The sequence below is a fragment of the Sulfurimonas sp. HSL3-1 genome, assembly GCF_039645995.1.
GTDB classification, from domain to species: Bacteria; Campylobacterota; Campylobacteria; order Campylobacterales; family Sulfurimonadaceae; genus Thiomicrolovo; species Thiomicrolovo diazotrophicus.
This window is the reverse complement of record NZ_CP147920.1, coordinates 29,787-53,008: the sequence shown is the minus strand read 5'-3', so window position 1 is coordinate 53,008 and position 23,222 is coordinate 29,787. Positions and strand designations below refer to the sequence as shown.

Here is a 23,222-nt window from a genome sequence, read left to right as displayed (position 1 = left end):
TAACACTCTTTGCGTACACTGGCACGACGATTTCAGCTTCCAAGGATTGCACATGAAACCCCTCGTTTATGCTTTTTGCGCCGGAGCCGCGGCCCTCTGGCTCGGCGGCTGCGGCAGCGCCAGCGGCGGCAGCGCGACCGAGGTCACCGCCGAACGCGGCCCGATGCTCTACGCGCTTGTCACCGATGCCTCGGGACAACAGGCGACGATGCTCTCAGGCGGCCGCTATCGCTTCGCCAATGATCCGGTCTACCCCGTCACCAGCCTGGGGGGTGTCATCGACATCAACCGCAACGGCATGATCGACGCCGGCGACCTCCCCGCGCCGGAACTGAAACTGCAGACGCCGCAGGGACTCGCCCTCACCCTCGTCTCCTCCCTGGCGCACAAGGCTCAGATCGCGACAATGCTGCAGAACGATTTCAACCTGAGCGAAACGCGCCTTTACAATGCGACGCCCTCCGGCGACAGCACCATTGCCGCCATCAGCGACGAGCTCTACAAATACTGTGTCGAGCACAACGTCAGCGACCCCTCCACCCTGACGCTGAAAATCATGCAGAGCCTGCAAGCGCAGATCGCCGCGCGGATCGGAGAGTACGGCTCAGGAGAGTTCAACGCCACGAAGCGCGAACGCTACCTCGTCAGAAACGAGCTCGGGCTGCAGACGATGACCCAGGCCGAAGCCGACGCGATGAACCGACAGCTTGGCGAAGGTGACGGCACGCCGCTGCTCTCCGAGCTCAACAGTACCCTCAGAGGGACGCTGGCGTTTATGTGGAACGAGGAGAAGATGGCCAAAGAGCTCTACCTCGCTTTGCACGCGGAATGGCCGCACAGGGAGTTCTACAATATCGCAATGATGTCCGAGAGCCAGCACCAGGCCGCTATCGCAAGCCTGCTGCAGGCCTACGACATCAATATCACCGATATCGACGGCGAGCATGCGCACTACAGCGCGGAAGAGCTGCAGGCCTACGGTTCAGGCATCTTCCCCAACGCCGCTGTCCAATCCCTCTATGACGAACTCTACGCCAAGGGTGTGCAAAGCGACCGGGACGCCCTGGAGACGGGCTGCATGGTCGAAGTCACCGACGTCAATGACCTTAATGTCAATATCGCTCTGGCAGCGGCGGCGGAGGCCGATGACCTTGCCGCGACCTTTACCACCCTGCGCAAAGGCAGCTACAACCACTACTGGGCCTTTGACGGCGCCCTCAAAGTGCTCGGCGTATCGGAAGGGTGCTGCGTGCTCGGCGAGACCTTCTGCAAAACGCCCGAAGCGTACCCCGATACCCGCGGTGGAGGCGGGGCCTAAAGATTTTGCCTAAGTGCGAATCTTCAGTTTTGGACAGGCTTGTTTGGCTAGAATCCTGCGAAATGAAAACACTGCGCCAGCTCCTGCTCTCGGTTCTGCTGTCGGCCTTCTCCTTCTTCGTGGTCCACGACTACGTCATGGCGGATGTGGATACCGACACCCAATACGAACTTTGCCTCGCGCAAAGCAGCACCGGCGCGCTTGATCTGCCCACCAAGATCCACGAACACATCCACTCCCTGATGAGCATCCCGGAGGCATCGCCCCTTCCCGCCGCCGACCGGCCCGTTGCCCTCCGGAGCCACACCGCAGCGCAGCAGCTCCACTCCTATATTTCACCCGTCCCCTCCAAGCCCCCTTTAGCCTAACTTTTTTTCCGACACACTTTAAAATTCCCATGGGCACGCACCCTCTTGTGCCGGCCCACATAAAAGGTAACATAAATGACACCCCTACGACTTCTGGCCCTCTGTGCCGCCGTGTCGCTCTCGGCGGCCCCGGTCTCACTGCAGGAGTTCCTCGATGCCGCCGCGCACTCCGACGCAGCGAAGGCGCGGCAGTTCGCCGCGCAGGCGAACAGCCTGCAGCGGCGCAGCGAACTCCTGACCGACGGTCCCGCCCTCAACGCGCAGGCGGGCTATGCCGACGCCAAGTCCATGTCAAAAAATGCCATGGAGTACCACGTCAGCGTTGAAAAACCTTTCCGCACCGCCGATACCGGCAGACTGGAACGGCTCTTCGGCACCGGCAGCGAGATGACCGCCGCACTTGAAACGGCACGCCTGCAAAACCGCGTCTATGCCTACTATATCGATGCCTGCACCCTCCAAGAGGAGCTCTGGCTGCTCGAAGACGCCAAAACCCGCGGTGTGCAGATGGAGACACTGATCCGCACCGGGATGGAAGGGGGCGAGTTCGACCGCAGCGCCTGGCTGCGCAGCCGGCTGAACGTCGAAACCCTGACCCTGCAGATCGACGACCTCAACAGCCGCTACGAAGAGAGCTTCCGCCTCCTGAGCTCCACGGCGCAGACGGAAGCCGAGAGCCTGCTGTGCCACGACCTCCCCGACACCATCGCCCTCCCCCCGGAGACCCTGCTCGCCGACGCCCCGCTGCTGCGGCAGCTCGAAAACCGCCACGGCAGTGCGAAAGCCCTCGCTTCCTATCGCAACAGCTGGCTGCAGGAGGTAACGCTCGCCGCGGGCTATGACGACGAGATGGACGTTCAGCGCGCCAACCTCCACGTCTCCCTCCCCCTCGGCCTGGGAAGCCGCCGCGCCAACGACCGCGAGGCCGCCCACCGCGACGCCCTCGCCGCCGGCGCCGAACTGCGCGCCATGCGCAGCGAGCTCGCCGCACGGGTCGCCGCGTTTAACGCGGCCCAGCAGACCCGGCAGCAGAACCTGAAACGGCTGAACGACGAGATGATCCCCGAGGCATACGAGACGACCGTTTTGCTGGAGGAGCGCTTTATGGGCTCCGAGGCGAGCTACCTCGAATACATCGACAGCCAGAAGATGCTCTTCGCCCTGCTCATGGAGGGGGTCCAGCTCCGCGCGAATGCGCTGAAGGCCGAAGCAGGCCTCTTTGCCGATCTCGGCATCACCCCCGCTACCAAGGATAAAAAATGAAATACATTATGCCCATACTCTTCACCCTCATGCTGCCGCTCGCCGCGGCCGACCGGATCGACCCCGGCACTCTGCAGGTAGCCCTGAGCGCGCCCAAAGCCCAGGAACAGCTCCCCCTCGGCAACTACCTCGGCACCTACACCTATCCGCCCGCATCCCGCTTTACCGTCAGCGCCAACACCGACGGGTTCGTGACCCGCGTCGCCGTCAAACCCTTTGCCCATGTGAAAAAAGGGCAGACGCTTTTTACGCTCAAAAGCCCGAAACTCCTTGATATGCAGTCTGAGTACATCGCGACCCTGCTGGAGCTGGAGTACTACGACAAAGAGGTCAAACGCCTCGAGCCGCTGGCGAGCAAAGGGGTCGTCGCCTCCAAGCAGCTGACCGAGAGCCGCAACCGTCGTCAGAAACTCGACGCCTCTGCCGCTTTCCAGCGCGACGTCCTGCTCGCCTACGGCCTGACACCTTCGCAGCTCAAGCGCATTGCCGCGCAGCACAAGCCCGACCCGGTCCTGACCATTTCCGCCCCGGCGACGGGAAGCATCGCCTCGATGAACGCGCAAAAGGGCGGTTACGTTGCCGAAGGCGCCGTCCTGGCGCAGCTTATCGACACGACGGAGTGCCACTTCGAGATCGACATGCCGTGGGAGACCGCCGATACCCTCGCCCTGGGGGAGAAGCTGAGCGCCGACGGCAAGCACTTCACGGTCTTCGCCAAGGCGCCGCAGATCGACCCCGTCTCGCAGACCCGCACCATCGACCTTCACGAGGGCGACGAATGCGGCGAACGGGGCGGCGCCAGTATGAACATCGCGCTCTCGCGCACCGCGAAGGCGTGGAAAGTGCCGGCCGCTTCCGTTACCGAGCTCGACGGACGCAGCGTCGTCTTCGCCAAGCGCAGTGACGGCTTCGAACCGCTCGCCGTCACCGTGCTTTCGCGCCGCGAGGGGTTCTGCTACGTCACCGGCGCTTTGAGCGCGGAGGACCGCGTTGCCGCCTCCTCCGTGCTGGCGCTGCGCAGCGCCGCCGCCGGGGGTGAATGATGGACGCGTTGCTGCGTTTCGCGCTCTCGCAGCGCATCATCATCCTCCTGCTGGCCGCCGCCGTCGCCGTCTACGGTGTGCTCTCCTACGGGAAGCTCGTCATCGACGCCTTCCCCGACGTCTCCTCGACCCAGGTGAAGATCATCATCAAGGCCCCGGGCATGACCCCGAGCGAAGTGGAGCAGCAGATCACCATCCCCGTCGAACTGGAGATGCAGGGCATCCCCCACCAGACGATGGTCCGCTCCATCTCCAAGTACGCGCTGGCCGACATCACGATCGACTTTGAGGAGGGGACCGACCTCTACTGGGCCCGCGACCGCGTCTACCAGCGTTTTACGGCCGTCAAGAAGGAGCTTCCCGAGAACATCGGCGGGGGCATCGCCCCCATTACAACTCCGCTGGGCGAGATCCTGATGTTCACGATCGAGTCCGAGACCCTCAGCCTGATGGAGAAGCGTACCCTGCTTGACTGGACGATCCGTCCGGCCCTGCGCAGCGTTCCCGGCGTCGCCGACGTCAATGCGCTGGGCGGCCTCGTGAAAAGCTTCATCGTCAAGCCCGATTTTGCCCGCCTCTCCGCCTACGGCATCCCCGTCTCCCAACTCATCGAGGTGATCGAACGCAACAACGCCAACTACGGCGCCGGACGGATCGAGCAGGGCGACGAAGCGATGATCGTCCGCGTGCTGGGGAAACAGACCGGCATCGAAAGCATCCGAGAGCTCGTCCTCGCCCAGCGCGAGGGCAGCACCGTCTACGTCGGCGACGTCGCCGATGTCAGCGTCGGGGCCGTCACCCGATACGGTTACGTCACCAAGAATGGCAAAGGCGAAGCGGTCGAAGGGCTCGTGCTCGGCCTCAAAGGCGCCGACGCCTCCCGCACCGTGTCCGCCGTCAAAACGCGCCTGGCCGCCCTGGAAAAGAACCTGCCCGAGGGCACGAAGCTGGACGTCTTCTATGACCGCAGCGATCTCGTCGGCAAAGCCGTCAACACCGTCCAAAAGGCACTGATGGAAGCCGTCGTGCTCATCATCGTCATCCTGCTGCTGATGCTCGGCGACATCATCTCCGCGCTCACGGTTGCGCTGATCCTGCCGATGGCGATTCTGAGCGCCTTCATCCTGATGCACCTCTTCGGCATCAGCGCCAACCTGATGAGCCTCGGCGGGATCGCCATCGCCATCGGGATGATCGTCGACTCCGCCGTCGTTATGGTCGAAAACATCGTCGCCTGGCTGGGGCACCCCAAATACGCCCATGAACCGCGCAGCCGCCTTATCTACTTGGCGGCCAAAGAGGTGAGCCTCCCCATCGTCTCGGGCGTCGTCATCATTATCACGATCTTCTCGCCGCTGCTGATGCTGCAGGGGCTCGAGGGCAAACTCTTCGCCCCGGTGGCGCTGAGCATCGTCTTTACCCTCGCCTCCTCCATCCTCTTCGCCCTCTACCTCATCCCCGTCATTGCCGGGATGAGCATCAAAAAGGCCCACGACGAACCGACCTGGCTCGTGCGCAAGCTCGAGGAGATCTACATCCCGACGCTCATCCGCGCCTTCCGGTTCGAAAAACCGATCTACCTCCTGCTGGTGCTGCTCGTGCCGCTCTCCGTTTACATGTTCGGCAGCGTCGGCAAGACCTTTATGCCGACGATGGACGAAGGCAATATCGTCATCGGTGTCGAGTCCGACCCCGCCATCAATATCCCGGCGGGGATCATGCTCAACACCCAGATCCAGCAGCAGCTCATGGCCGCGGTGCCCGAGATCAAATCCATCATCTCCCGCAGCGGCTCGGACGAAATCGGACTCGACCCCATGGGGCTAAACGACACCGATACCTTCCTCGTGCTGCATCCCAAGTCCGAGTGGCGTAAACCCGACACCGACTGGCTCCGCGCGCAGATGCGCACGGTGCTTGAAGGGATCACCGGGATCGAGTACGGCTTCACCCAGCCCATCGAGATGCGCACCTCCGAGATGCTCACCGGTGCGCGCGGCGACGTCGTCGTCAAGCTCTTCGGCGACGACATCGAGACCCTCAACACCCTGGGGACGAATATCGCCGACCTTCTGAAATCGACCGAGGGGAGCGAGGACGTCTACATGCGCCAGAACGAGGGGGTCAGCTACCAACAGGTCGTGTTCGACAAGAAACAGCTCACCAAGTACGGCCTCAACCTTGACGAAGCGGCGCAGATCCTCGCCATCGCCGTGATGGGCGCCGAGGCGGGCAAGATCTACGAAGGGATGAAGCAGTTCTCCATCCTCATCCGCGGCGATTACGCGCAAAACGACCTGCCGCTCTCGTCGATCTACCTCACGACCCCGGCGGGCGAGCGCATCGCCTTCTCCAATATCGCGCACATTGAGCGCACGGAGGGGAGCGTCGAGATCAAGCACGAGGGAGCCCAGCGCTTCGTCTCCATCCAGACCAACGTCAGCGGGACAGACCTCACGACCTACGTGGCGTCGATCGCCGCGAAAATCGAGCAGGAGGTGGCCCTCCCGGCAGGGTACCGCCTCGAGTACGGCGGGGAGTTCAAAAACCAGCAGCGCACCATGGCGCGCCTCTCCGTCGTCGTGCCCATCGCCCTGGCGGTGATCTTTATGATCCTCTTCTTCACCTTCCGCTCCCTGCGGCAGGCCGCGGCCGTCTTCGCGATGATCCCTTTGGCGTTGACAGGGGGGATCGCGGGACTGATGGCGAGCGGCCACTACCTCTCCGTCCCGGCATCGGTCGGCTTTATCGCCCTGCTGGGGATCGCCGTACTCAACGGGGTCGTTATGGTCAGCTATTTCAACGAACTGATCAAAACGATGCCCCTGGAGAACGCGGTGATCGAGGGGGCCAGACGGCGCCTTCGCCCGGTCCTGATGACGGCGCTCATCGCCGCCTTCGGGCTGGTGCCGATGCTCTTTGCCACCGGTCCCGGTTCGGAAATCCAGAAGCCCCTCGCCGTCGTTGTGATCACCGGGCTAATCAGCTCGACCCTGCTTACCCTGATCATCCTGCCGATCCTCTACCGGCGGATCGAAGCGAAGAAAGAGTTACAATATACTGTGTGAAAAGGAATGTTGATGAAAACGGAACTGCTTATCGGTGCCCTGGCTTTCGTCACGGCCATCCAGATCATTCCCTTCGGCCACGACCATACTAATCCTCCGGTTGTGGCCGAACCGGCGTGGGACACGCCGCAGACCCGCACGCTCTTTAAGCGCGCCTGTGCCGACTGCCACTCCAATGAAACCGTCTGGCCCTGGTACAGCCACGTCGCCCCCGTCTCCTGGCTCGTCGCCCACGATGTTGAAGAGGGGCGTGAACATTTCAACGTCTCCCTCTGGGGCGTGCAGAAGAAAAACGACGGCGATGAAGCCGCGGAAGAGGTCGAAGAGAATGAGATGCCACCGCTCGTCTACCTGCCGACCCACCCAGAGGCGCGACTCACTCCGGAGGAAAAAACAGCGCTGATCGCCGGACTGAAGGCAACGTTCGGCACCGAAAAACACGGACATTGAACCGCGCGCCTAGCGCGCAAAAGGGACAACCAATGGAAGATAAATTCTCGCTCAAAAAAACGGTCTCGCTGACCCTCGGGCTTTCGTTTCTCGTGATGAGCTACACGGGCATCATGCTCTTTTTCACCCCGAAAGGGAAGATCGCGTTCTGGACCGACTGGACGCTGCTGGGACTGAGCAAGACCCAATACACCGACTTGCACATCACCTCGATGTTCCTCTTTCTGACCGCCGGTGTCTGGCACATCTACTACAACTGGAAACCGCTGGTCAGTTACCTCAAGACCCATGCGCACCGTCTGAACCCGCTGAAAAAAGAGTTCCTCGCCGCCGTACTGCTCAACCTCTTTTTCGTCGGTGCCACCATGTTCCACCTGCCGCCGATGCAGAGCATCGTCAACCTCAATACGGCGATCAAGGATTACTGGGAACGGCAGGTAGGCGCCCCGCCGTTCGGCCATGCCGAAGAGGCCACCGTCGCCCTCCTCGCGCCCCAGAACGGTATCGATACGCCTACGGCGCTCAAGCGGCTGCGCGACGCCGGTTTCCGTGCGAAAAACGGCCAGCAGACCCTGGAGCAGATTGCGGTTGAAAACGGCGTCTCCGCGCAGAAGGTCTATGACACCATGCTGCCGCGCGCGCAGGCGCAGCAGAGCGTCGCGCCGCTCAGCGGTATGGGACGCAGAAGCATCGGATCGCTCGCCGAGGCGGGGCATATCGACCTGGAAAAGGCGCTCGCCTATCTCGAAGAGCAGGGCGTCATCGCCACACCGCAGACCACCATGCGCGACGCCGCCGGACAGCTCGGAACCACCCCCTACACCCTCTTCGAAACCCTGCAAGCCCTGCCGTAAACCCTCCTCCCCGGGGGGAACGCTTTGCATTGCAGCGGTCGCCGTTGACATTATTACTAATTAGTAATATAATGCTCCTATACGCTCTGTAAAGGAGACGCCATGAAACGCACACAACACTACGGTACGCTCGAAGACGCCGTACTGCGGACGCATATCGAACTGTCGCGCGCCTTCAACAAGCTCCGTGCGAAGGAGACGGCGACCATCGCCGACCAGGGGATGACGATGGCGCAGTTCGCCATTCTCGAAGCCCTTTACCATCTCGGTACGCTGCGGGTCGGCCAGATCACCGAACTGATCCTCAGTACGCCGGGCAACATCACCGTCGTCATCAAGAACCTTGAAAGCAAAGGGTGGGTCCGAGTCTACCCAAGCGAAACGGACCGGCGCATCCGCATGGTGGAGATCACCGAAGCGGGGCAGAGCCTGATCGCGGCCCACTTCCCGGAGCACGTCCGCAACCTGGCGGCGTGGTACGGTGCCGCGCTGGAGACCGAAGAGCTTCATACCCTGTCGCGCCTGCTGCGCAAGCTGGAAAAAGCGCAATAGGACCTTTGCCCGACGCGTCAACACCGGAGAATGCCATGAAACGCCGCACATTTCTTCAGATGCTGTTTCTGCCGCTGCCGGCGCTTTTTGCCGAAATAAATTCAAAGGAGACCATTATGTCAAGAATGTTTGTCCACCGCGCCTCTGATAGGGGCGTCGCCGAACACGGATGGCTTCACAGCCGCTTTAGTTTTTCGTTTGCCGACTACTACAACCCCACACGGATGGGTTTCGGGGCCCTGCGGGTGATCAACGACGACGTCATTGAAGCCGGGCAGGGGTTCGGCACCCACCCTCACCGCAATATGGAGATCGTCTCCATCGTCACGCAAGGCGCGCTGAAGCACCGCGACTCCGTAGGGAACGCGGGCGTCATCCGCGCCGGGGAGATCCAGTACATGAGCGCGGGCGCGGGCATCGCCCACTCCGAATTCGCCTCCGAAACGGAAAAGACCGCCCTCTTCCAGATCTGGATATACCCCGACGAGGAGGGCGGCAGCCCCCGGTACGAACAGCGCGATTTCAACGCCTTTTATCACCCCAACCGCTGGACCCTCCTCGTCAGCGGTGACGGCCGGGAGAATTCGATCCGCATTAAGCAGGACGCCGCCATTCATGTCAGCGACATCGATGCGGGCCGGACCCTGGCGCTGCCGACGGTCGCACCGGGTCACGCCCGGCTGCTCTTTGTCATCGAGGGGGAGGTCACCGTGGAGGAACTGCGCCTCGGTGCCCGGGACGAACTGCAGATAATGGATGACAATGTCCATGATCTCGTTGCCGTGCACGACGCGAAGGTCCTCCTTTTCGACGTGCCGCTGTGAAGTGACTCACGGTTTACTCACATTGGAGTATCATTATTACTAGAACGCACCCAAAGGAGAATTAGATGAAACGTATGAGTCTCGCGGCGGCACTGCTGCTCGGAGGAACCCTGTTCGCCGCACAGGGAATGATGTCCTCATTCAACGATTTTGACGCGAACGGCGACGGCATGATCAGCCAGACCGAGTTCGAAAACACCCAGCAGGCGCGGATGGCCAAGCAGGCCGAAAGCGGCAAGATGATGCGTAACGCCGCCAATGCACCCGCCTTCGGCGACATCGATGCCAACGGGGACGGCATGATCGATCCCGCCGAATTCAGAAACCATCAGATGAACCGGATGCAGCAGCGTCCCGCCGGTATGGGTCAGGGCATGGGCAAAGCCCAGAACAAAATGTCGGGCGGTATGCAAAGCGGAATGCAGGGCAGAATGATGTCCTCCTTCAACGACTTTGACGCAAACGGCGACGGTGCGATCACCCAGACCGAGTTCGAGAACGCCCAGCAGGCGCGGATGGCCAAGCAGGCCGAAAGCGGCAAGATGATGCGTAACGCCGCCAATGCACCCGCCTTCGGCGACGTCGATACCAACGGGGACGGTACAATCGATCCCACCGAATTCAAAAACCACCAGATGAACCAGATGCAGCAGCGCCCCGGTGGCCAGGGAATGGGCAAAGGGATGAAATGCAGCGGTGGCGGAATGGGCGGCCCGAACCGCTAAGACACGTCAGCGCTTGCGGACGCAGCGCACATGCGCTTCGTCGCAGCGGTCCGTATCGAACATGTGGCCGTTCCCCCAGTAGACAGCCCAGGCATTCACGGGCATTTTGCGGTAGATCTCCGATGTCCAGTAGGCGTTGGAGACCGTGTTTTTCAACCCCACCTTCTTGGCGGCAGTAGCTTTGCGGAGCGTTTCGAGTTCCGCCCGCGTCGGCAACCGCCAATCACGGAACCCCTCAAGCTCCAGGTTCGCGCAGTAGCTGCGCGCATCTTTCCAGACCGTATCTTTCTTGGCCGCCATGGCATTATCCTGCCACTGCAGTTTTGCCGTCGTATCGATGACCGTGTCACCGCTGCGCTTCCAGCCCGCCCAGGCCAGCGCCGAAACCGCGAGCAACAGAAAAAGCACTCGAATCATTTACCCTCCTTTTCTTGGCCGGCGCGGCAGACCTTCGCCTGCCGATGCCGGGAGACGCGCCCGTCCTCTCTCACGGGGTCGCTTTTACACATCAAATCTTAAATGGATTGTGCGAACGCTTAATAAACACCGCCGCTACTTCAGCGGCATCAGGGCGTAGCCTTGGTTCTGGTAAGCGATGGTGTCGATGTAGCTGTTTTTCGAAATGCGCAGGTAGGGCAGCACGTCTTCGCGGTCGATCCCGTTGCCCTCCAAAGCGATGGCGCAGACGACCAGCTCCACCTCTTTGGCTTTGGAGAGGCGTTCAAGACTCTCCTGCGCTTTCGTGATATAGAGCACCTCCTCCTCGGGGACGAGGTAATCGGCGCTCTCGGACGCCACCTTCGCGCAGCCGCCGTGCATCGTCACGGCGAAACGGACCGTATCGCCCTGCGCCTCGATCATCTGTTTGGTCTTCTCAATGAGGTTGAATCGCGAAAGGATATAGCGCGGGTTCGAAGAGCTACAGTCGAAAACGGCCTTGTACTCCTGGGCCGATGCCAGGACGGCCAGAAGCGCCAGAAGGGCCGGGAACCGTTTCACTGCCCCAGACCGAAAACGTTGGAGAGGGTATTGATGTAGTTGAAATACCCGGTGATCGCGACGGCTTCGATGATCTGCACGTCGCTGTAGCCCAGCGTCTTGAGGGCGTCGATATCCTCCTGCTGCATCTTGTAGTTGTCTTTCTTCGACGCGCGGACGCAGAAGCGCAGCAGCGCCTTCTCTTTCTCATCGGTGCTGATGCTATCGATCCCCTCGAGGATCTGGGTGATGCGGTCCTCGCTCAGTCCCAGCATCTTCGCGATGTTTTTGTGCACGTCGACGCACATCTTGCAGCTGTTCTCCTTGGAGATGAGCAGGGCGATCGCCTCTTTGACGTCATAGGAGAGCTCCGTCGGCTCCAGCAGGAAGTTCTGCACCATCATGTCGGTGGCGAAATAGACCTTCTCGTCCAGTGCCAGCAGTTTGAAAATCTCGCCGAGGCTGCCTGTCTTCTCCAGGATGGGGCGCGCCTTCTCCTGGATTGCCGGGGACATCTCCTCGAATTCGGGTAGTGCTATGTATGCCATCTTCTTCTCCTTTGCGACAATTCTAGTTGAAAAAGCGTTAAGTCGCACTTAACGCTTTGGGTTCTCATCGGCCGGATCGTGGTAGTCGACGGTCGGGATCAGCAGGGCGACGACGAAAAGCGTCAGGCTCAGCAGCAGTACTATGGTCAGTTCATAGCCGCCCAGCACGTCGCTGAGCCGGATGGCTCCCAGGTCCGGCCCCATGAGCTGCTTGATCCGGGGGAAGGTGAGGGTGAACACCGCGCCGCCGACCATGCCGCCGATCACACCCACCAGCGCATCGACGCGCCCTTCGGAGACGGAGACGAAAAAGGCCGAGGGGCATTTACCGAGGATCACGAGCCCCATGCCGAACAGCACCGCGCCGACCAGCAGCCCGCCCAGCAGGGTCGGTTTCACCTGGTACTCCGCAACGCCGCCCTGTACGAGCGCATAAAAGCCTACACCCGAAAGGGCTACTGTCATCATTGCCATGCGGGGTGCCAGGGTGTCCTCGAAGATCATAAAGCCCGCCATTTTCTCGAACTTGTCGAGCCGGGACCAGAGGATAACCGCCCCGAAACAGAAGCCGATGAAGAGCACCGTCCAGACGGAACCGTGCCCCTGCGCCGCGACAACGTCGAACATATGGGTGATGCGCTCCGTCATGCGCAGCTCTTTTTCCGTTTATAGAAGAAGCGGCCGGTGATCATCCCGGTGCCCAGGGCGACGACGGTAAAGATCATCCCGCTGACGGCGGTCTGGCTCCCCCCCGAGAGGATATGCCCCGCGTTGCAGCCGCCGGCGAGCCGCGCCCCGTAGACGAGGAGGAAACCGGCAATAAAACTCCAGGCCATCCGTGAAGGGACCGAGCTGTTTTTGCGCGCTTTCCACAGCGTCGGGATGGTGCTGATGTGAAAGGTCTTCGTCACGAAGAGCGACATGAAGAGGCCGCCGAAAAAGACGCCGATCAGCATCACCCCCTCCCAGGCGCCCGACGTCTCGATCAGGGCCGTGTATTCATGCCTGTCGGCATCAAGGCCGAACAGCACCTCGGAGAGATAGGCCATGCCCGTCGAGGCGCCGATCGGCCGCCCCGCTCCCCATTCGGAAAAGGTGAAAAAGAAGAGCAGGCTCATCAGGATGCCGCCGGCCCACCAAGGTATTGTACGAGGCATAATGACCCCCTTGTTTTGTAAATCGTCAAGTTATACTTTACGTTTTGAATTCTATGCTATAATGCTTAAACTTTCTTGAACAAGGAACACGGTGGAGTATAAGATCTCGGAAGTCGTCGCCAAGACCGGAGTGCCCAAATCGACCATCCTCTACTACATCAAAGAGGGGCTGCTGCCCGAGGCGCGAAAGCTCAAACCCAACGTCCACCGCTATAACGACGAACATGTGGAGCGGCTGCGCTACATCCGGTATATGAAAGAGGAGGTGGGAAGCAGCATCGAGCAGATCAAGGCGGCGCTGGGCAACCCGAACCGGTCGCTTTCGAGCTCGTTGTCGATGATCGAACCGCTGATGAATACCCTCAGCCGTGTCCCCGCCGACGCGGAACACTATACGGAGGCGGAGTTTGTCGAGGCGTTCGAGCTGGACGCCGCCGTCGTTCGGCGGCTGATGGAGACGGGCATCCTCCTGCCGACGGGGGAGGCGGACTTCACCCATAAAGACGCGGCCATCGTCAACCTGGTCGCCGCCTTCGAGAGCGTCGGGGTCGCCCCCGACATCCTCAAAGCCTACGCCGAACACGCCAGAGGACTCGCCGTCCTCGAGCGGCAGATGCAGCAAAGCCTCTGCAACGCCCGGACGGACGACAACTTCTCGACGCTGTGGAAGATCCTCTTCGAGACCCTCTTTGCCGCCAAGCCCTACCTCTTCGACCGGAACACCTACAAGGTCTTCGTCTCCGCCCTGAAAGCGGAGCTCAACGCGGACGAGACGCGTTCATAAGGTTTTCAGCCCCGGTCAGTGACTCCTGACTACCACTGAGAGCACCAGCAGCCCGATATAGAACCAGATCGTCGCCCCCGAAGCGGCAAAGGCCGCCAGACGTTTGGCCGTGGAAAACTCGTACATGCCCAGGCGGCTGTAGAGGATGACGGCGCTCCAGAGGGCCCCGACATAGCCGAAAAGCGAGAAGAGGTGGACCCAGCCGTCGCGCATGGAGGCCAGCGGCTTCATCGTCTCCGTACTACCGGTCAACCAGTACCAGGCGTTGGCGAGGTCGGAGGCGTACTCCAGGAAGAAGAACGACCCCACGTGCGAGAGCGACCCGATGATCATCATCGGGGCCAGGGCGTAGCTGTTGCGGTGCAGGAAGCTCTTAAAGGGCTTGTTCGCCAGCGCCGCGGCGACGGCATAGCCGCCGAGCACGAGCGCGCCGGTGACGCCCAGCGCCATGACGAGTGCCGCAAAACCGACCCAGTCCACGCCCGCGGGCAGGAACGATGCGAGCCACTGCCCCGCCGCGTACCACGGTGTCTGCGTCTTTACCGGCGAATGCCCGAGCCCGTGGTGGAAATGCATGGTGATGGTAATGATCGCCAGCAGCAGGATATAAACATAGGTGTGGATGGTGTGGCGGTCGTTGACCTCGCCGAACATCCCTTTGGAAGGTTTCACCAGCTGCAGTGATACCGCCTCGCAAGCCTGCGCGCAATCCATGCAGAGCGTACAGTCGCGCATGGAGTTTTTCTTCTCGAAGAGGTAGGGCTGCAACCCTGTCTCACAGGCTTTCGCGCAGTCAAAGGTCGTGCACGAGTCGCAGGCGTCGCGGTAGGTCTGCAAACGGACCGCCCCCAGTTTCCCGTAGCTTTTGGTCACGCTGCCGATCGGGCAGAGGTAGGTGCAGTAGGCCATATCCTTGTAACGGGAGAAGACGAAGAGTGCCAGCAGCGTCAGCCCGGCAAAGAGTGCCGCGGCGACCCATGGGGTCTTAAGCGCGCCCGGAAAAAGGTAGACCGGCACCCAGTAGGCCGCGATCAGGATGCCCAGCCCGATGCCGCGATGCTTCAGCCACGCCGGCGCCTCCTTTTGCGCACCGATTTTCGAAAAGAAACGGCCGATCACCCCGTGGGGGCAGACCCCGCAGAATCCCGGCCCGATCAGCACGATGCTGACGATCATGAAAAAGGGCCAGAACAGCGACCAGAAAACGGCCGTGGTATAGGGGTTCTCCGCCACGGCCGGATAGCGCAGGCCGAACCCTATCGCGGAGACGAAAAGCAGCGCAGCCGCCGTCCGCACGATGAAAAGTACGCGCCTGTTTTTAAACAGAGCCGCTACCAGCGGCCAGCCCAGCAGGTCGTTTCTCCTCCGCGTCATATGATCGACCATCTGCTCCTCCTTTTAGAACGTATAGGTATAGGTCAGCATCGCGAACTGCGGCATGCCCGGCGTGTAGTAGTACTTCGGGCCGCCGTAGCCGGTCGTTTTATCCACTTCCGTCGCGTAGCGCTGGTCGAAGAGGTTGTTGACGTTGAACTGGTAACGGTGGTGCCCGGAGGTGTAGGCAAGGCTCAGGTTCGTGACCAGCGTAAAGCCGTCGTACTTCTCCGTATTGAGGTCGTCCATGTAGAAAGGACCGTAGCTGATCCCCTCGATGCGCGCGGAGAGGCTGCCGTCATGGTATCCGGCAAAGAGCGAATACTGGTAATCGGGGATGTAGCGCTGCCTGTTACCGGAATAATCCACCCCGCCGTCGACGTAATCGCTATAGCTGTAATCAAACCATGCGCCGTTGGCACCGACGTCCACCACGTCGTTGACGAGGTAATCGAGACTGAGCTCCGCCCCGATGCGTTTCGTTTTGCCCGCATTGGTGTAATAGGTCGTATTGTCGGCCCCCTTAACCGCCACGATCTCGTCGCGCACGGCATTATAGTAGAGCGACAGATCCATGCTCCAGTCGCGGCTGCGCTGCTTCATACCGATCTCGTAGTTGACCGACAGCGAGGCTTTGAGCGACGGAGAACTGCCGTAGGTGAGGTTGGCCCGCACTTCGCTGTCCGTCGGCGCCTGGTTCGCCGCGGCGATGAGGCCGTAAACGTTGAGCGTCTCCGTGAGCGCGAACGTCGCGCCGACTTTCGGCGACAAGAGATCGTAGGACTCGGTGACGCTGTAGTCGCCCTCGCCTGTTGTGTAGTTGCCGTCAGCATAGTCGTAGGCCAGGTACTCCGTCCCGTCGATATCGAAGGAGAGGTGGTCGTACCGCAGCCCCACGTCCACGAGCAGCCGCTCCGCGGGCGCGAAGGTCTCCTGCACGTAAAAGCCGTAAAGCGTGCTCGTACCGTCTTCGACCCCGGCCAGATCCCCTTTCGCATCGGAGGTGACTTTGATAATACGCGTGCTCGGTCCCGGGACGTCGATGGTGTCGCGGTAGGTGTACTTCTTGCTGTTGTCGCGGATGTCGCTGCGCGCCGTCAGGCCGAAGACGAGGGAGGCGTCGCGATTAAAAAGCGTATGTTTCGCATCAAAAGCGAGGTCCGTCCCGACGACGTAGTTGTCCGGGGCATCGTTGATCAGCCCCGTAACCGGGTGGTAGTGTCCCCACTTCGTGAAATACGCCTGCGGTTTGAAGGTCAGGTCGCCGAAGCTCTTCTCGTACTGCACGTTGAAGAAGTAGGTATCGGAGTAGCGGCCGCTCTGCTGCCACGCGCCGTTGGTGTTCGTCGTCTCCCCCGTCTCTTTGAAGGCGGCGAATTCGTCGGCGCTGAGAGACTGGGGCAGCTGCAGGTTCGCTTCGGTATAGGCAAACTCCATCTGCAGCGAAGCGTCATCCTCGAAGAGGTGGCCGTATTTCAGGCTCGCCTGGGTCGTATCGAACTCGTTCCAGTCGCGCCAGTTGTTGCTGGACTGGCGACGGGAGACGCTGACGCCGACATAGTTGCTCTCGTCGATCGCAAAGGAGCCCTTGACGTTGGCATTGAGGGTGTCATAGGTGCCGTACCCGATCTTAACACGGTTGTTGTCCGTATCGAAAACGGATTTGGACTTGATAAAGACGACCCCGCCGCTGGCATTGGCCGCGTAGATCGAACCCGGCCCTTTGAAGACCTCGACGCTCTCCATGTCGTCAACGTCGATAAAGTCCATCCGCGTGAAACTGTCCGGGTCCGTCATCGGGACCCCGTCGCGCATGACCATGATCTCCCGGATGCCGTAGCGCGCTTTCAGCCCCGCGCCTCGGATAATGAGCCGGCTGTCGTAGCCGTTGTTTTTGCTCATCGTGATGACCCCCGGGATCGTTTCAATGGCATCTTTGACGTTGAGTACGTTGCGCTCTTCGATCTCCTCGTTGTCGACGACAGCGACGCTCTGCGGCACCTCTTTGGTTTCACGTTCGAATTTTGTCGCGGTGACACTCACGGCGTCCAGGGAGTAGGTATCCGCTCCCATCAGCGTCGTGAGTGCCGCCGGGATACTTAATAAAAGCCCCTTTTTCATACACACTCCTTAAATATAATACATAATATTATTAGAAGAGTGTTACCTAAGTGTTAAGTGAGAAAGGCCCTGCCAGGGGGGATTTAACGACATTTATTCTTTTTGATTAAAATAAATCTTTTTAATGCGCATCATCCAATTTTTTGAAACGATTAAGGTTTATGTGATCGTAAATCGTGTTTGCCCCGAAACGGTAGAGATTTAACGCTATTCACGCTATGATTATTAAAACCACCCATACAGGAGACGATCATGCCCAGCCATAAAAACCGCGAACATCTCGAAGCGATCCGCGACAATATTGCCGCCTCCCCGGAACTCAGCGATGCCGAAAAGAGCGACGGCGTGAAACTCGTCGAAGAGTGGATCGCCGAAGACAAGGGTTTCGGCCTGCTGTATGACGCCCTCGTCGGCCTCTCCTCGAAATTCGACCCGCTGCTCAAGGAGCTGGGGCTCGACTAGGCCCTTCCTGCGGTTTAACCCCCGGACGCTATACTGTCGTCATCAAACAGGGGGATACGCATGAAACATTTTTTTGTCCTGATGCTGCTCGGCCTTCAGCTCGTCGCGGCCGAACCGTTCTGGCAGCAGGTCCTCTCCGTCGAAGCGGAGCTTTACGCGCCGCGCAGCGATACGAATGCCTCGGAAGCGGCGGGGGTTGACGCAAAACTCGACGCCTTTGCCGCTTTAATCTCGGCGCTGAAAGCGGCCCCCTACAGCGTTGAAAACCCCGTCAACCCCTTTTTCCACCCCTCCGAAGCGGATGCGCAGCTCTACCGGCTCTCCGCCAAGATCCGCGTCAACCGCGAACAGGGGAACAGCCTGGCCGAAACCCGCGACCGCCTCGCCGTGCAGACGCTAAAGCTGCAGCAGCGCATCTTTGTCTTTTTCGCCTCCCTCGCGGCGGAGTGGACCACCCTCGATACGGAGGCGCTGAGTGCACGGGTCCGCGACGAGATCAACCAGCTTCAGGCGATCGGCGTGGAGGCCGATGTCCATGCCGCCGCAGAGGTGAGTGAGGAGGGGGAGATCGCCGATGCCCTGCGCCAGAACGCAGCGGCACTGCAGACCCACTACCTTTTCTACAAGGAGCTGCTGGACTACCTCCAACTTCATCCCCAGAGCCTCCAGTATCGCTCGCTGCTGCAGCGCATCAAACTCGACAGCCTGCTCGCCCTCCTCAACGACAACGCCGTGGCCGCCGAGATCAACACGGGTCTGCGCTACGTCAACACCGACGTCGGCCGCCTCACGCTCTTTGCGGCCAGCCTGCTGCTCGCCTGGCTCGTCGCCGCGCTGCTCTACTACCGCGTCTACCGGCTGATGCAACACCTCATCACCCGCAAGGAGGACCTGACGGACGAGATGATGCTCAACAACATCGAGAGCATCCGCCGCCCGCTCTTCATCATTATCCTCGCCTACGGCCTGCAGGTCGGTCTGGAGATCCTGCAGCATCCGAGCAGCTCCCAGGATGAGAGCACCCTCTTCTACTTCGTCTACCTGGCGGCCTTCAGTTACATCGTCATCCGGCTGGTCGACAACTTCTTCTACCACTTCCTGCATCAGCGCACCGGGCTCAAGAACCGGCAGATGCGCAGCGAACTGGTCAACCTCATCCTCTCGATCATCAAGATCGCCATCATCATCACCGCCGTTCTTTTCTTCCTGGTGCATATCGGCGTCAATATTACCGGCCTCGTCGCTTCGCTGGGCATCGGCGGCCTGGCGGTCGCCCTGGCGGCGAAGGATACGCTCAGCAACTTCTTCGGTCTGCTCAAGATCCTCTCGGACAACTCCTTCTCCCAGGGGGACTGGATTCAGGCAGGAGACGTCGAAGGGACCGTCGTCGAGATCGGCTTCATCAGTACCGATATCCGCACCTTCGACAACGCGCTCATCACGGTGCCGAACGAAAAACTCGCCAACGTCCCGCTGAAAAACTACAACCGCCGCAAGGTCGGCCGCCGTATCAAGATGCATATCGGCGTCACCTACGGTTCGGACCGCGCAGCGCTGGCCAAGGCGATCGACGAAATCCGCCAGATGCTCCTGGAGCACCCCGATACCGTCGTCCCGGGCGAGTATGACACCGAGATGTACAACCGGCTAAAAAAACGCGAAAAGCGCCTCATCTCCGTCGAGGACAAGTTCGGCATCAAGACGAGCCTGATGGTCTACCTCGATGAGCTCTCCGCCTCGTCGATGGACATCCTCATCTATACCTTCACCAACACCGTCGACTGGGAGGAGTGGCTCCGGATCAAACAGGAGATCATCTTCAAGATCTGGGAGATCCTCGACGCGAACGGTCTCGCATTCGCCTTCCCGTCGCAGTCGCTCTACTTTGACCAAGATAACATTCGCGACAGCGTGGCGCCGATGTTCAAAAATCAACCGGAAAAATAACCCCCGCCAACAAAAAAGGGACTATAATATGGGCAACCATGCCCGAGGAGAATGATTATGGCCCACCCCGAAGCCGGCACCCAGGCTACCGATGCACAGTTGATCGACCTGACCGATCTGATCGCCCGATACTATGAGCTCAAACCCGACCCGGCCGAACCGACGCAGCGGGTCGCATTCGGGACCTCCGGCCACCGGGGCAACTCCCTCAAGGCCAGTTTCAACGAAGAGCACATTCTCGCCATTACCCAGGCCGTCTGCGAATACCGCAAAAGTGCGGGCATTACCGGGCCGCTCTTTATCGGCCGCGACACCCACGCCCTCTCCGACCCGGCCCAGATGACCGCCATCCGCGTCTGCGCCGCCAACGAGGTGCAGGTCTGCATCGCCGGGGAGGATGTCTTCACCCCGACGCCGGTACTCTCCTTCACCATCCTCGAATACAACAAGACCCATACGGAAAAAGCCGACGGCATCGTCATCACCCCGTCGCACAACCCGCCCACCGACGGCGGCTTCAAGTACAACACCCCCAACGGCGGCCCCGCGGACACCGATGTCACCGCCGTGATCGAGCAACGGGCCAACGAGATCCTCGAACACCGCCTCGAAGCGGTGCACGCCCTCAGCCTCGAGACGGCGATGTCCGGCGAATACGTGCAGACCTATGACTTCATCACCCCCTACGTCGAGGCCCTGCCGCAGATCGTCGACATCGAGGCCATCAAGGCGGCGAAACTGCGCATCGGCGTCGACCCGATGGGCGGGACGGCCCTGCCGGTCTACCGCAAGATCAACAAGCTGCTCGGCCTGAACCTCCTCCTTGTCAACGAAAAGGTCGACCCCCGCTTTGCGTTTATGACCCTGGACCACGACGGCAAGATCCGCATGGACTGCTCGTCGCCCTACGCCATGGCCTCCATGATCAAACTGCGCGACAAGTACGACATCGCCTTCGGCAACGACGCCGACGCCGACCGCCACGGCATCGTCACGCCCCACAGCGGGCTCATGAACCCCAACCACTACCTCAGCGTCGCCATCTGGTACCTCTTCACCCACCGCCGGAAAAAAGGCGTGCTCTCTTTTATCCCCTTCATCGAAGGCAAAGCATGGAAAGACACCGACATGGGCATCGGCAAAACGGCCGTCTCGAGCTCGATGATCGACCGCATTGCAAAAAGCCTCGGTGCGAAACTCTATGAGGTCCCCGTCGGCTTCAAATGGTTCGTCGGCGGCCTCTACGGCGGCGACCTCGCCTTCGGCGGCGAAGAGAGCGCGGGGGCGAGCTTCCTGCGGATGGATTCGACCCCGTGGAGCACGGACAAGGACGGCATCATCATGAACCTCCTGGCCGCCGAGATCCGCGCCGTCACCGGCAAAGACCCCGGGGCCATCTACGAAGGCTTCGAAGCGGAGTTCGGGCAATCCTTCTATGCCCGCATCGACGCCGTCGCGGACCCGGAACAGAAAGCGAAACTCAAAGCGATCACACCCGAGGACATCACCGCCGACACCCTCGCCGGCGAGCCGATCGTGCAGCGTTTCAGCAACGCCCCCGGCAACGACGCCGCCCTGGGCGGGCTGAAGCTCGTCACCGAAAACGGCTGGGCCGCCATGCGCCCGTCGGGCACGGAGGACATCTACAAGATCTACGCCGAAAGTTTTATCTCCGAAACCCACCTTAAAAGGATCCAGGAGGAGGCCCAGGCGATCCTCTCGGATTTCTTCGCCCGATAGATGCCGCGCTACGACCAACTGAAAGCCATCGCCCAGGAGGCGGGCAGCCTCTTCCTGAAGGGGTACCACGCCCCCAAAGAGGTGCGCTACAAGAGCGACATCGACCTCGTCACCCAGTACGACGTCGCCGTCGAGGAGCTGCTCAAAGCCAGGCTCGCCGAGGCCTTCCCCGACCATACCCTTGTCGGCGAGGAGAGCAGCGCAACGATCACCTACCCTGAAAAGGCGATCTACATCGACCCCATCGACGGCACGACGAACTTCGTGCACGGCATCCCCTTCTGCGCCATCTCCATCGGCATCTGGGAGGATCAGCAGCCCGTGGCCGGCTGCGTCTACAATCCCGTCCTCGAGGAGCTCTTCTATGCCGAAAAGGGCAAGGGGGCCACGCTCAACGGCGAACCCATCCGTGTCGACGCCGAAGCCGACAGCCTGCCGCGGGCACTGATTGCGACAGGTTTCCCCTACACCAAGATCGAGCAGGGCGGCGACTACGAGTGGGTGCTGCGCACCATGCGCAGCATGCTCCCCTTTACCCGCGACATCCGCCGCCTCGGCTCCGCGGCCCTGGACCTCTGCTACACGGCCAAAGGCACCTTCGCGGGCTTTTACGAGATCAACCTCAAACCGTGGGACGTCGCGGCGGGGATCCTGATCGTTCTCGAAGCCGGCGGGGCGGTAAGCCGCGAGGACGGGGAGCCCTACACCCTGGAGCGGCGCATCATCGTCGCAACCAACGGGAAGATCCACGATGCGCTGGTGGCAAAACTGGGAGAGGCGCCCGCAACGTAGCCGCGTTTGCGCTACAATGACACTATACCAACCCAGGAGCCGGCCATGGACGGCATCAGCGTCACCATCAACCCGCTGCACCTCGAAGACCTCCGCAACGAACACCATCCCTCCCTGTTTGACGAAAATCCCGACTACGACATGCTGATCGTGCGCCTGCCGGTCATCGGCGAGGAGGTTCAGATCGTCTCGACCGGCTTTATCCTGACACAGGCGGGCAGCTACCGGTTCGACAGGGAACGCAACAGTTTCGTACCCCTTGAAGGCCGTTTCGAAGGGCCCCACCGCGTCATCGACCCGCTGATCGACCGGCTGCTCAAGGGGTTCAACAGCTACCTGGAGCGCGTCGCGGACATGGAGGAGCGGCTCTACGCCGACAGGGCCGAAACCGATTTCATGACGCAGTGGCTGGGGCTGAAACGGGACATCCTCCGGGTCGAGCGGGTCCTGGCGCGCACCACCACCGTCCTCGCGGAGGTGACGGAGCATTACGAACCCCTGGAGCGCTTCCCCGTCGACCACTATGCCGACCTGCACGAGCACACCGACCGCCTCCTGCGCTCGGCGCTGCACCAGCTCTCCAAGCTCGACTACATCTACAACTTCCACAACGCCCGCACGAACGAGAAGATGAACCGGCTGATCTATCTGCTCACCGTCATCTCGGCGATCTTCCTGCCGCTCAACCTCGTCGTCGGCTTTTTCGGGATGAATACGGGCGGGCTTCCTTTCGCCCAGAGCCCGGCGGGAACGGCCAATGCCGTCATGCTGATGGTGCTGCTGCTCCTTCTCACCTCCGCCGGGCTGCTGCTGTGGCATCGGCACCGGGTCACGCAACACCACTGACAGGAGCC

23 protein-coding genes are annotated in these 23,222 nt (G+C 60.9%); 16 read left to right on the top strand and 7 right to left on the bottom strand.

The window, feature by feature from the left end:
- Positions 1-52: 52 nt before the first annotated feature.
- The 10 genes from WCY31_RS00260 to WCY31_RS00215 all read left to right on the top strand — a co-directional run bounded on the left by WCY31_RS00260 (position 53) and on the right by WCY31_RS00215 (position 10,465).
- On the top strand, positions 53-1,318 hold the full coding sequence (locus tag WCY31_RS00260; RefSeq protein WP_345972733.1) for a DUF2202 domain-containing protein: 1,266 nt from the start codon (positions 53-55) through the stop codon (positions 1,316-1,318).
- Positions 1,319-1,380: 62 nt separating this feature from the next.
- Positions 1,381-1,686: a hypothetical protein gene (locus tag WCY31_RS00255; RefSeq protein ID WP_345970227.1), complete on the top strand. Its 306-nt coding sequence runs from the start codon at positions 1,381-1,383 to the stop codon at positions 1,684-1,686.
- Between the two features lie 75 nt (positions 1,687-1,761).
- Positions 1,762-2,949: a TolC family protein gene (locus tag WCY31_RS00250; protein ID WP_345972732.1), complete on the top strand. Its 1,188-nt coding sequence runs from the start codon at positions 1,762-1,764 to the stop codon at positions 2,947-2,949.
- Entirely contained in the window at positions 2,946-3,992 is a 1,047-nt protein-coding gene (locus WCY31_RS00245; protein ID WP_345970225.1) for an efflux RND transporter periplasmic adaptor subunit, read from the top strand. The genes WCY31_RS00250 and WCY31_RS00245 overlap by 4 nt, the downstream gene beginning before the upstream one ends.
- Positions 3,989-7,060: a CusA/CzcA family heavy metal efflux RND transporter gene (locus WCY31_RS00240; RefSeq protein ID WP_345972731.1), complete on the top strand. Its 3,072-nt coding sequence runs from the start codon at positions 3,989-3,991 to the stop codon at positions 7,058-7,060. The genes WCY31_RS00245 and WCY31_RS00240 overlap by 4 nt, the downstream gene beginning before the upstream one ends.
- Before the next feature lie 12 nt (positions 7,061-7,072).
- Positions 7,073-7,510 (top strand): heme-binding domain-containing protein, encoded by a 438-nt coding sequence (locus WCY31_RS00235; RefSeq protein ID WP_345972730.1) that lies wholly within the window; start codon positions 7,073-7,075, stop codon positions 7,508-7,510.
- 32 nt (positions 7,511-7,542) lie between these two features.
- Complete coding sequence (locus WCY31_RS00230) at positions 7,543-8,364, top strand: DUF4405 domain-containing protein (RefSeq protein WP_345972729.1); 822 nt, start codon at positions 7,543-7,545, stop codon at positions 8,362-8,364.
- A gap of 102 nt (positions 8,365-8,466) precedes the next feature.
- The gene (locus WCY31_RS00225; protein ID WP_345972728.1) at positions 8,467-8,916 is read left to right on the top strand and encodes a MarR family transcriptional regulator; all 450 of its coding nucleotides are present in this window, start codon (positions 8,467-8,469) and stop codon (positions 8,914-8,916) included.
- A gap of 116 nt (positions 8,917-9,032) precedes the next feature.
- On the top strand, positions 9,033-9,740 hold the full coding sequence (locus WCY31_RS00220) for a pirin family protein (protein ID WP_345972727.1): 708 nt from the start codon (positions 9,033-9,035) through the stop codon (positions 9,738-9,740).
- A gap of 65 nt (positions 9,741-9,805) precedes the next feature.
- Positions 9,806-10,465: an EF-hand domain-containing protein gene (locus tag WCY31_RS00215; RefSeq protein WP_345972726.1), complete on the top strand. Its 660-nt coding sequence runs from the start codon at positions 9,806-9,808 to the stop codon at positions 10,463-10,465.
- A 6-nt stretch (positions 10,466-10,471) separates the two neighbouring features.
- Here WCY31_RS00215 and WCY31_RS00210 read toward each other — a convergent pair whose 3' ends face one another.
- The 5 genes from WCY31_RS00210 to WCY31_RS00190 all read right to left on the bottom strand — a co-directional run bounded on the left by WCY31_RS00210 (position 10,472) and on the right by WCY31_RS00190 (position 13,148).
- Positions 10,472-10,882, bottom strand: a complete 411-nt coding sequence (locus tag WCY31_RS00210) for a DUF1566 domain-containing protein (RefSeq protein ID WP_345972725.1) — start codon at positions 10,880-10,882, stop codon at positions 10,472-10,474.
- 135 nt (positions 10,883-11,017) lie between these two features.
- A complete protein-coding gene (locus tag WCY31_RS00205) occupies positions 11,018-11,464 on the bottom strand; it encodes a DsrE family protein (protein ID WP_345972724.1) in 447 nt (148 codons plus the stop codon).
- On the bottom strand, positions 11,461-11,991 hold the full coding sequence (locus tag WCY31_RS00200) for a carboxymuconolactone decarboxylase family protein (protein WP_345972723.1): 531 nt from the start codon (positions 11,989-11,991) through the stop codon (positions 11,461-11,463). Before WCY31_RS00200 ends, WCY31_RS00205 begins: the two co-directional genes overlap by 4 nt.
- 48 nt (positions 11,992-12,039) lie before the next feature.
- A complete protein-coding gene (locus WCY31_RS00195) occupies positions 12,040-12,639 on the bottom strand; it encodes a YeeE/YedE thiosulfate transporter family protein (RefSeq protein ID WP_345972722.1) in 600 nt (199 codons plus the stop codon).
- Positions 12,636-13,148 carry a YeeE/YedE thiosulfate transporter family protein gene (locus WCY31_RS00190; RefSeq protein ID WP_345972721.1) on the bottom strand — a complete coding sequence of 171 codons (513 nt, stop codon included), beginning with the start codon at positions 13,146-13,148 and terminating at the stop codon, positions 12,636-12,638. The genes WCY31_RS00195 and WCY31_RS00190 overlap by 4 nt, the downstream gene beginning before the upstream one ends.
- 91 nt (positions 13,149-13,239) lie before the next feature.
- Here WCY31_RS00190 and WCY31_RS00185 point away from each other — a divergent pair, with 91 nt between their 5' ends.
- Positions 13,240-13,932 carry a MerR family transcriptional regulator gene (locus tag WCY31_RS00185; RefSeq protein WP_345972720.1) on the top strand — a complete coding sequence of 231 codons (693 nt, stop codon included), beginning with the start codon at positions 13,240-13,242 and terminating at the stop codon, positions 13,930-13,932.
- Positions 13,933-13,947: 15 nt separating this feature from the next.
- Here WCY31_RS00185 and WCY31_RS00180 read toward each other — a convergent pair whose 3' ends face one another.
- Together WCY31_RS00180 and WCY31_RS00175 are read right to left on the bottom strand one after the other, a co-directional pair.
- Complete coding sequence (locus WCY31_RS00180) at positions 13,948-15,318, bottom strand: 4Fe-4S binding protein (protein WP_345972719.1); 1,371 nt, start codon at positions 15,316-15,318, stop codon at positions 13,948-13,950.
- Positions 15,319-15,330: 12 nt separating this feature from the next.
- Positions 15,331-17,427 carry a TonB-dependent receptor gene (locus tag WCY31_RS00175; protein WP_345972718.1) on the bottom strand — a complete coding sequence of 699 codons (2,097 nt, stop codon included), beginning with the start codon at positions 17,425-17,427 and terminating at the stop codon, positions 15,331-15,333.
- A 252-nt stretch (positions 17,428-17,679) separates the two neighbouring features.
- Here WCY31_RS00175 and WCY31_RS00170 point away from each other — a divergent pair, with 252 nt between their 5' ends.
- The 5 genes from WCY31_RS00170 to WCY31_RS00150 are packed head-to-tail and all read left to right on the top strand — an operon-like array spanning position 17,680 to position 23,214.
- A complete protein-coding gene (locus WCY31_RS00170; RefSeq protein ID WP_345970209.1) occupies positions 17,680-17,889 on the top strand; it encodes a hypothetical protein in 210 nt (69 codons plus the stop codon).
- A 60-nt stretch (positions 17,890-17,949) separates the two neighbouring features.
- A complete protein-coding gene (locus WCY31_RS00165) occupies positions 17,950-19,836 on the top strand; it encodes a mechanosensitive ion channel family protein (protein ID WP_345972717.1) in 1,887 nt (628 codons plus the stop codon).
- 57 nt (positions 19,837-19,893) lie between these two features.
- Positions 19,894-21,576, top strand: a complete 1,683-nt coding sequence (gene pgm, locus WCY31_RS00160; RefSeq protein ID WP_345972716.1) for a phosphoglucomutase (alpha-D-glucose-1,6-bisphosphate-dependent) — start codon at positions 19,894-19,896, stop codon at positions 21,574-21,576.
- Complete coding sequence (locus tag WCY31_RS00155; protein ID WP_345972715.1) at positions 21,577-22,368, top strand: inositol monophosphatase family protein; 792 nt, start codon at positions 21,577-21,579, stop codon at positions 22,366-22,368.
- Between the two features lie 45 nt (positions 22,369-22,413).
- The gene (locus tag WCY31_RS00150) at positions 22,414-23,214 is read left to right on the top strand and encodes a CorA family divalent cation transporter (RefSeq protein WP_345972714.1); all 801 of its coding nucleotides are present in this window, start codon (positions 22,414-22,416) and stop codon (positions 23,212-23,214) included.
- Positions 23,215-23,222: the final 8 nt, after the last annotated feature.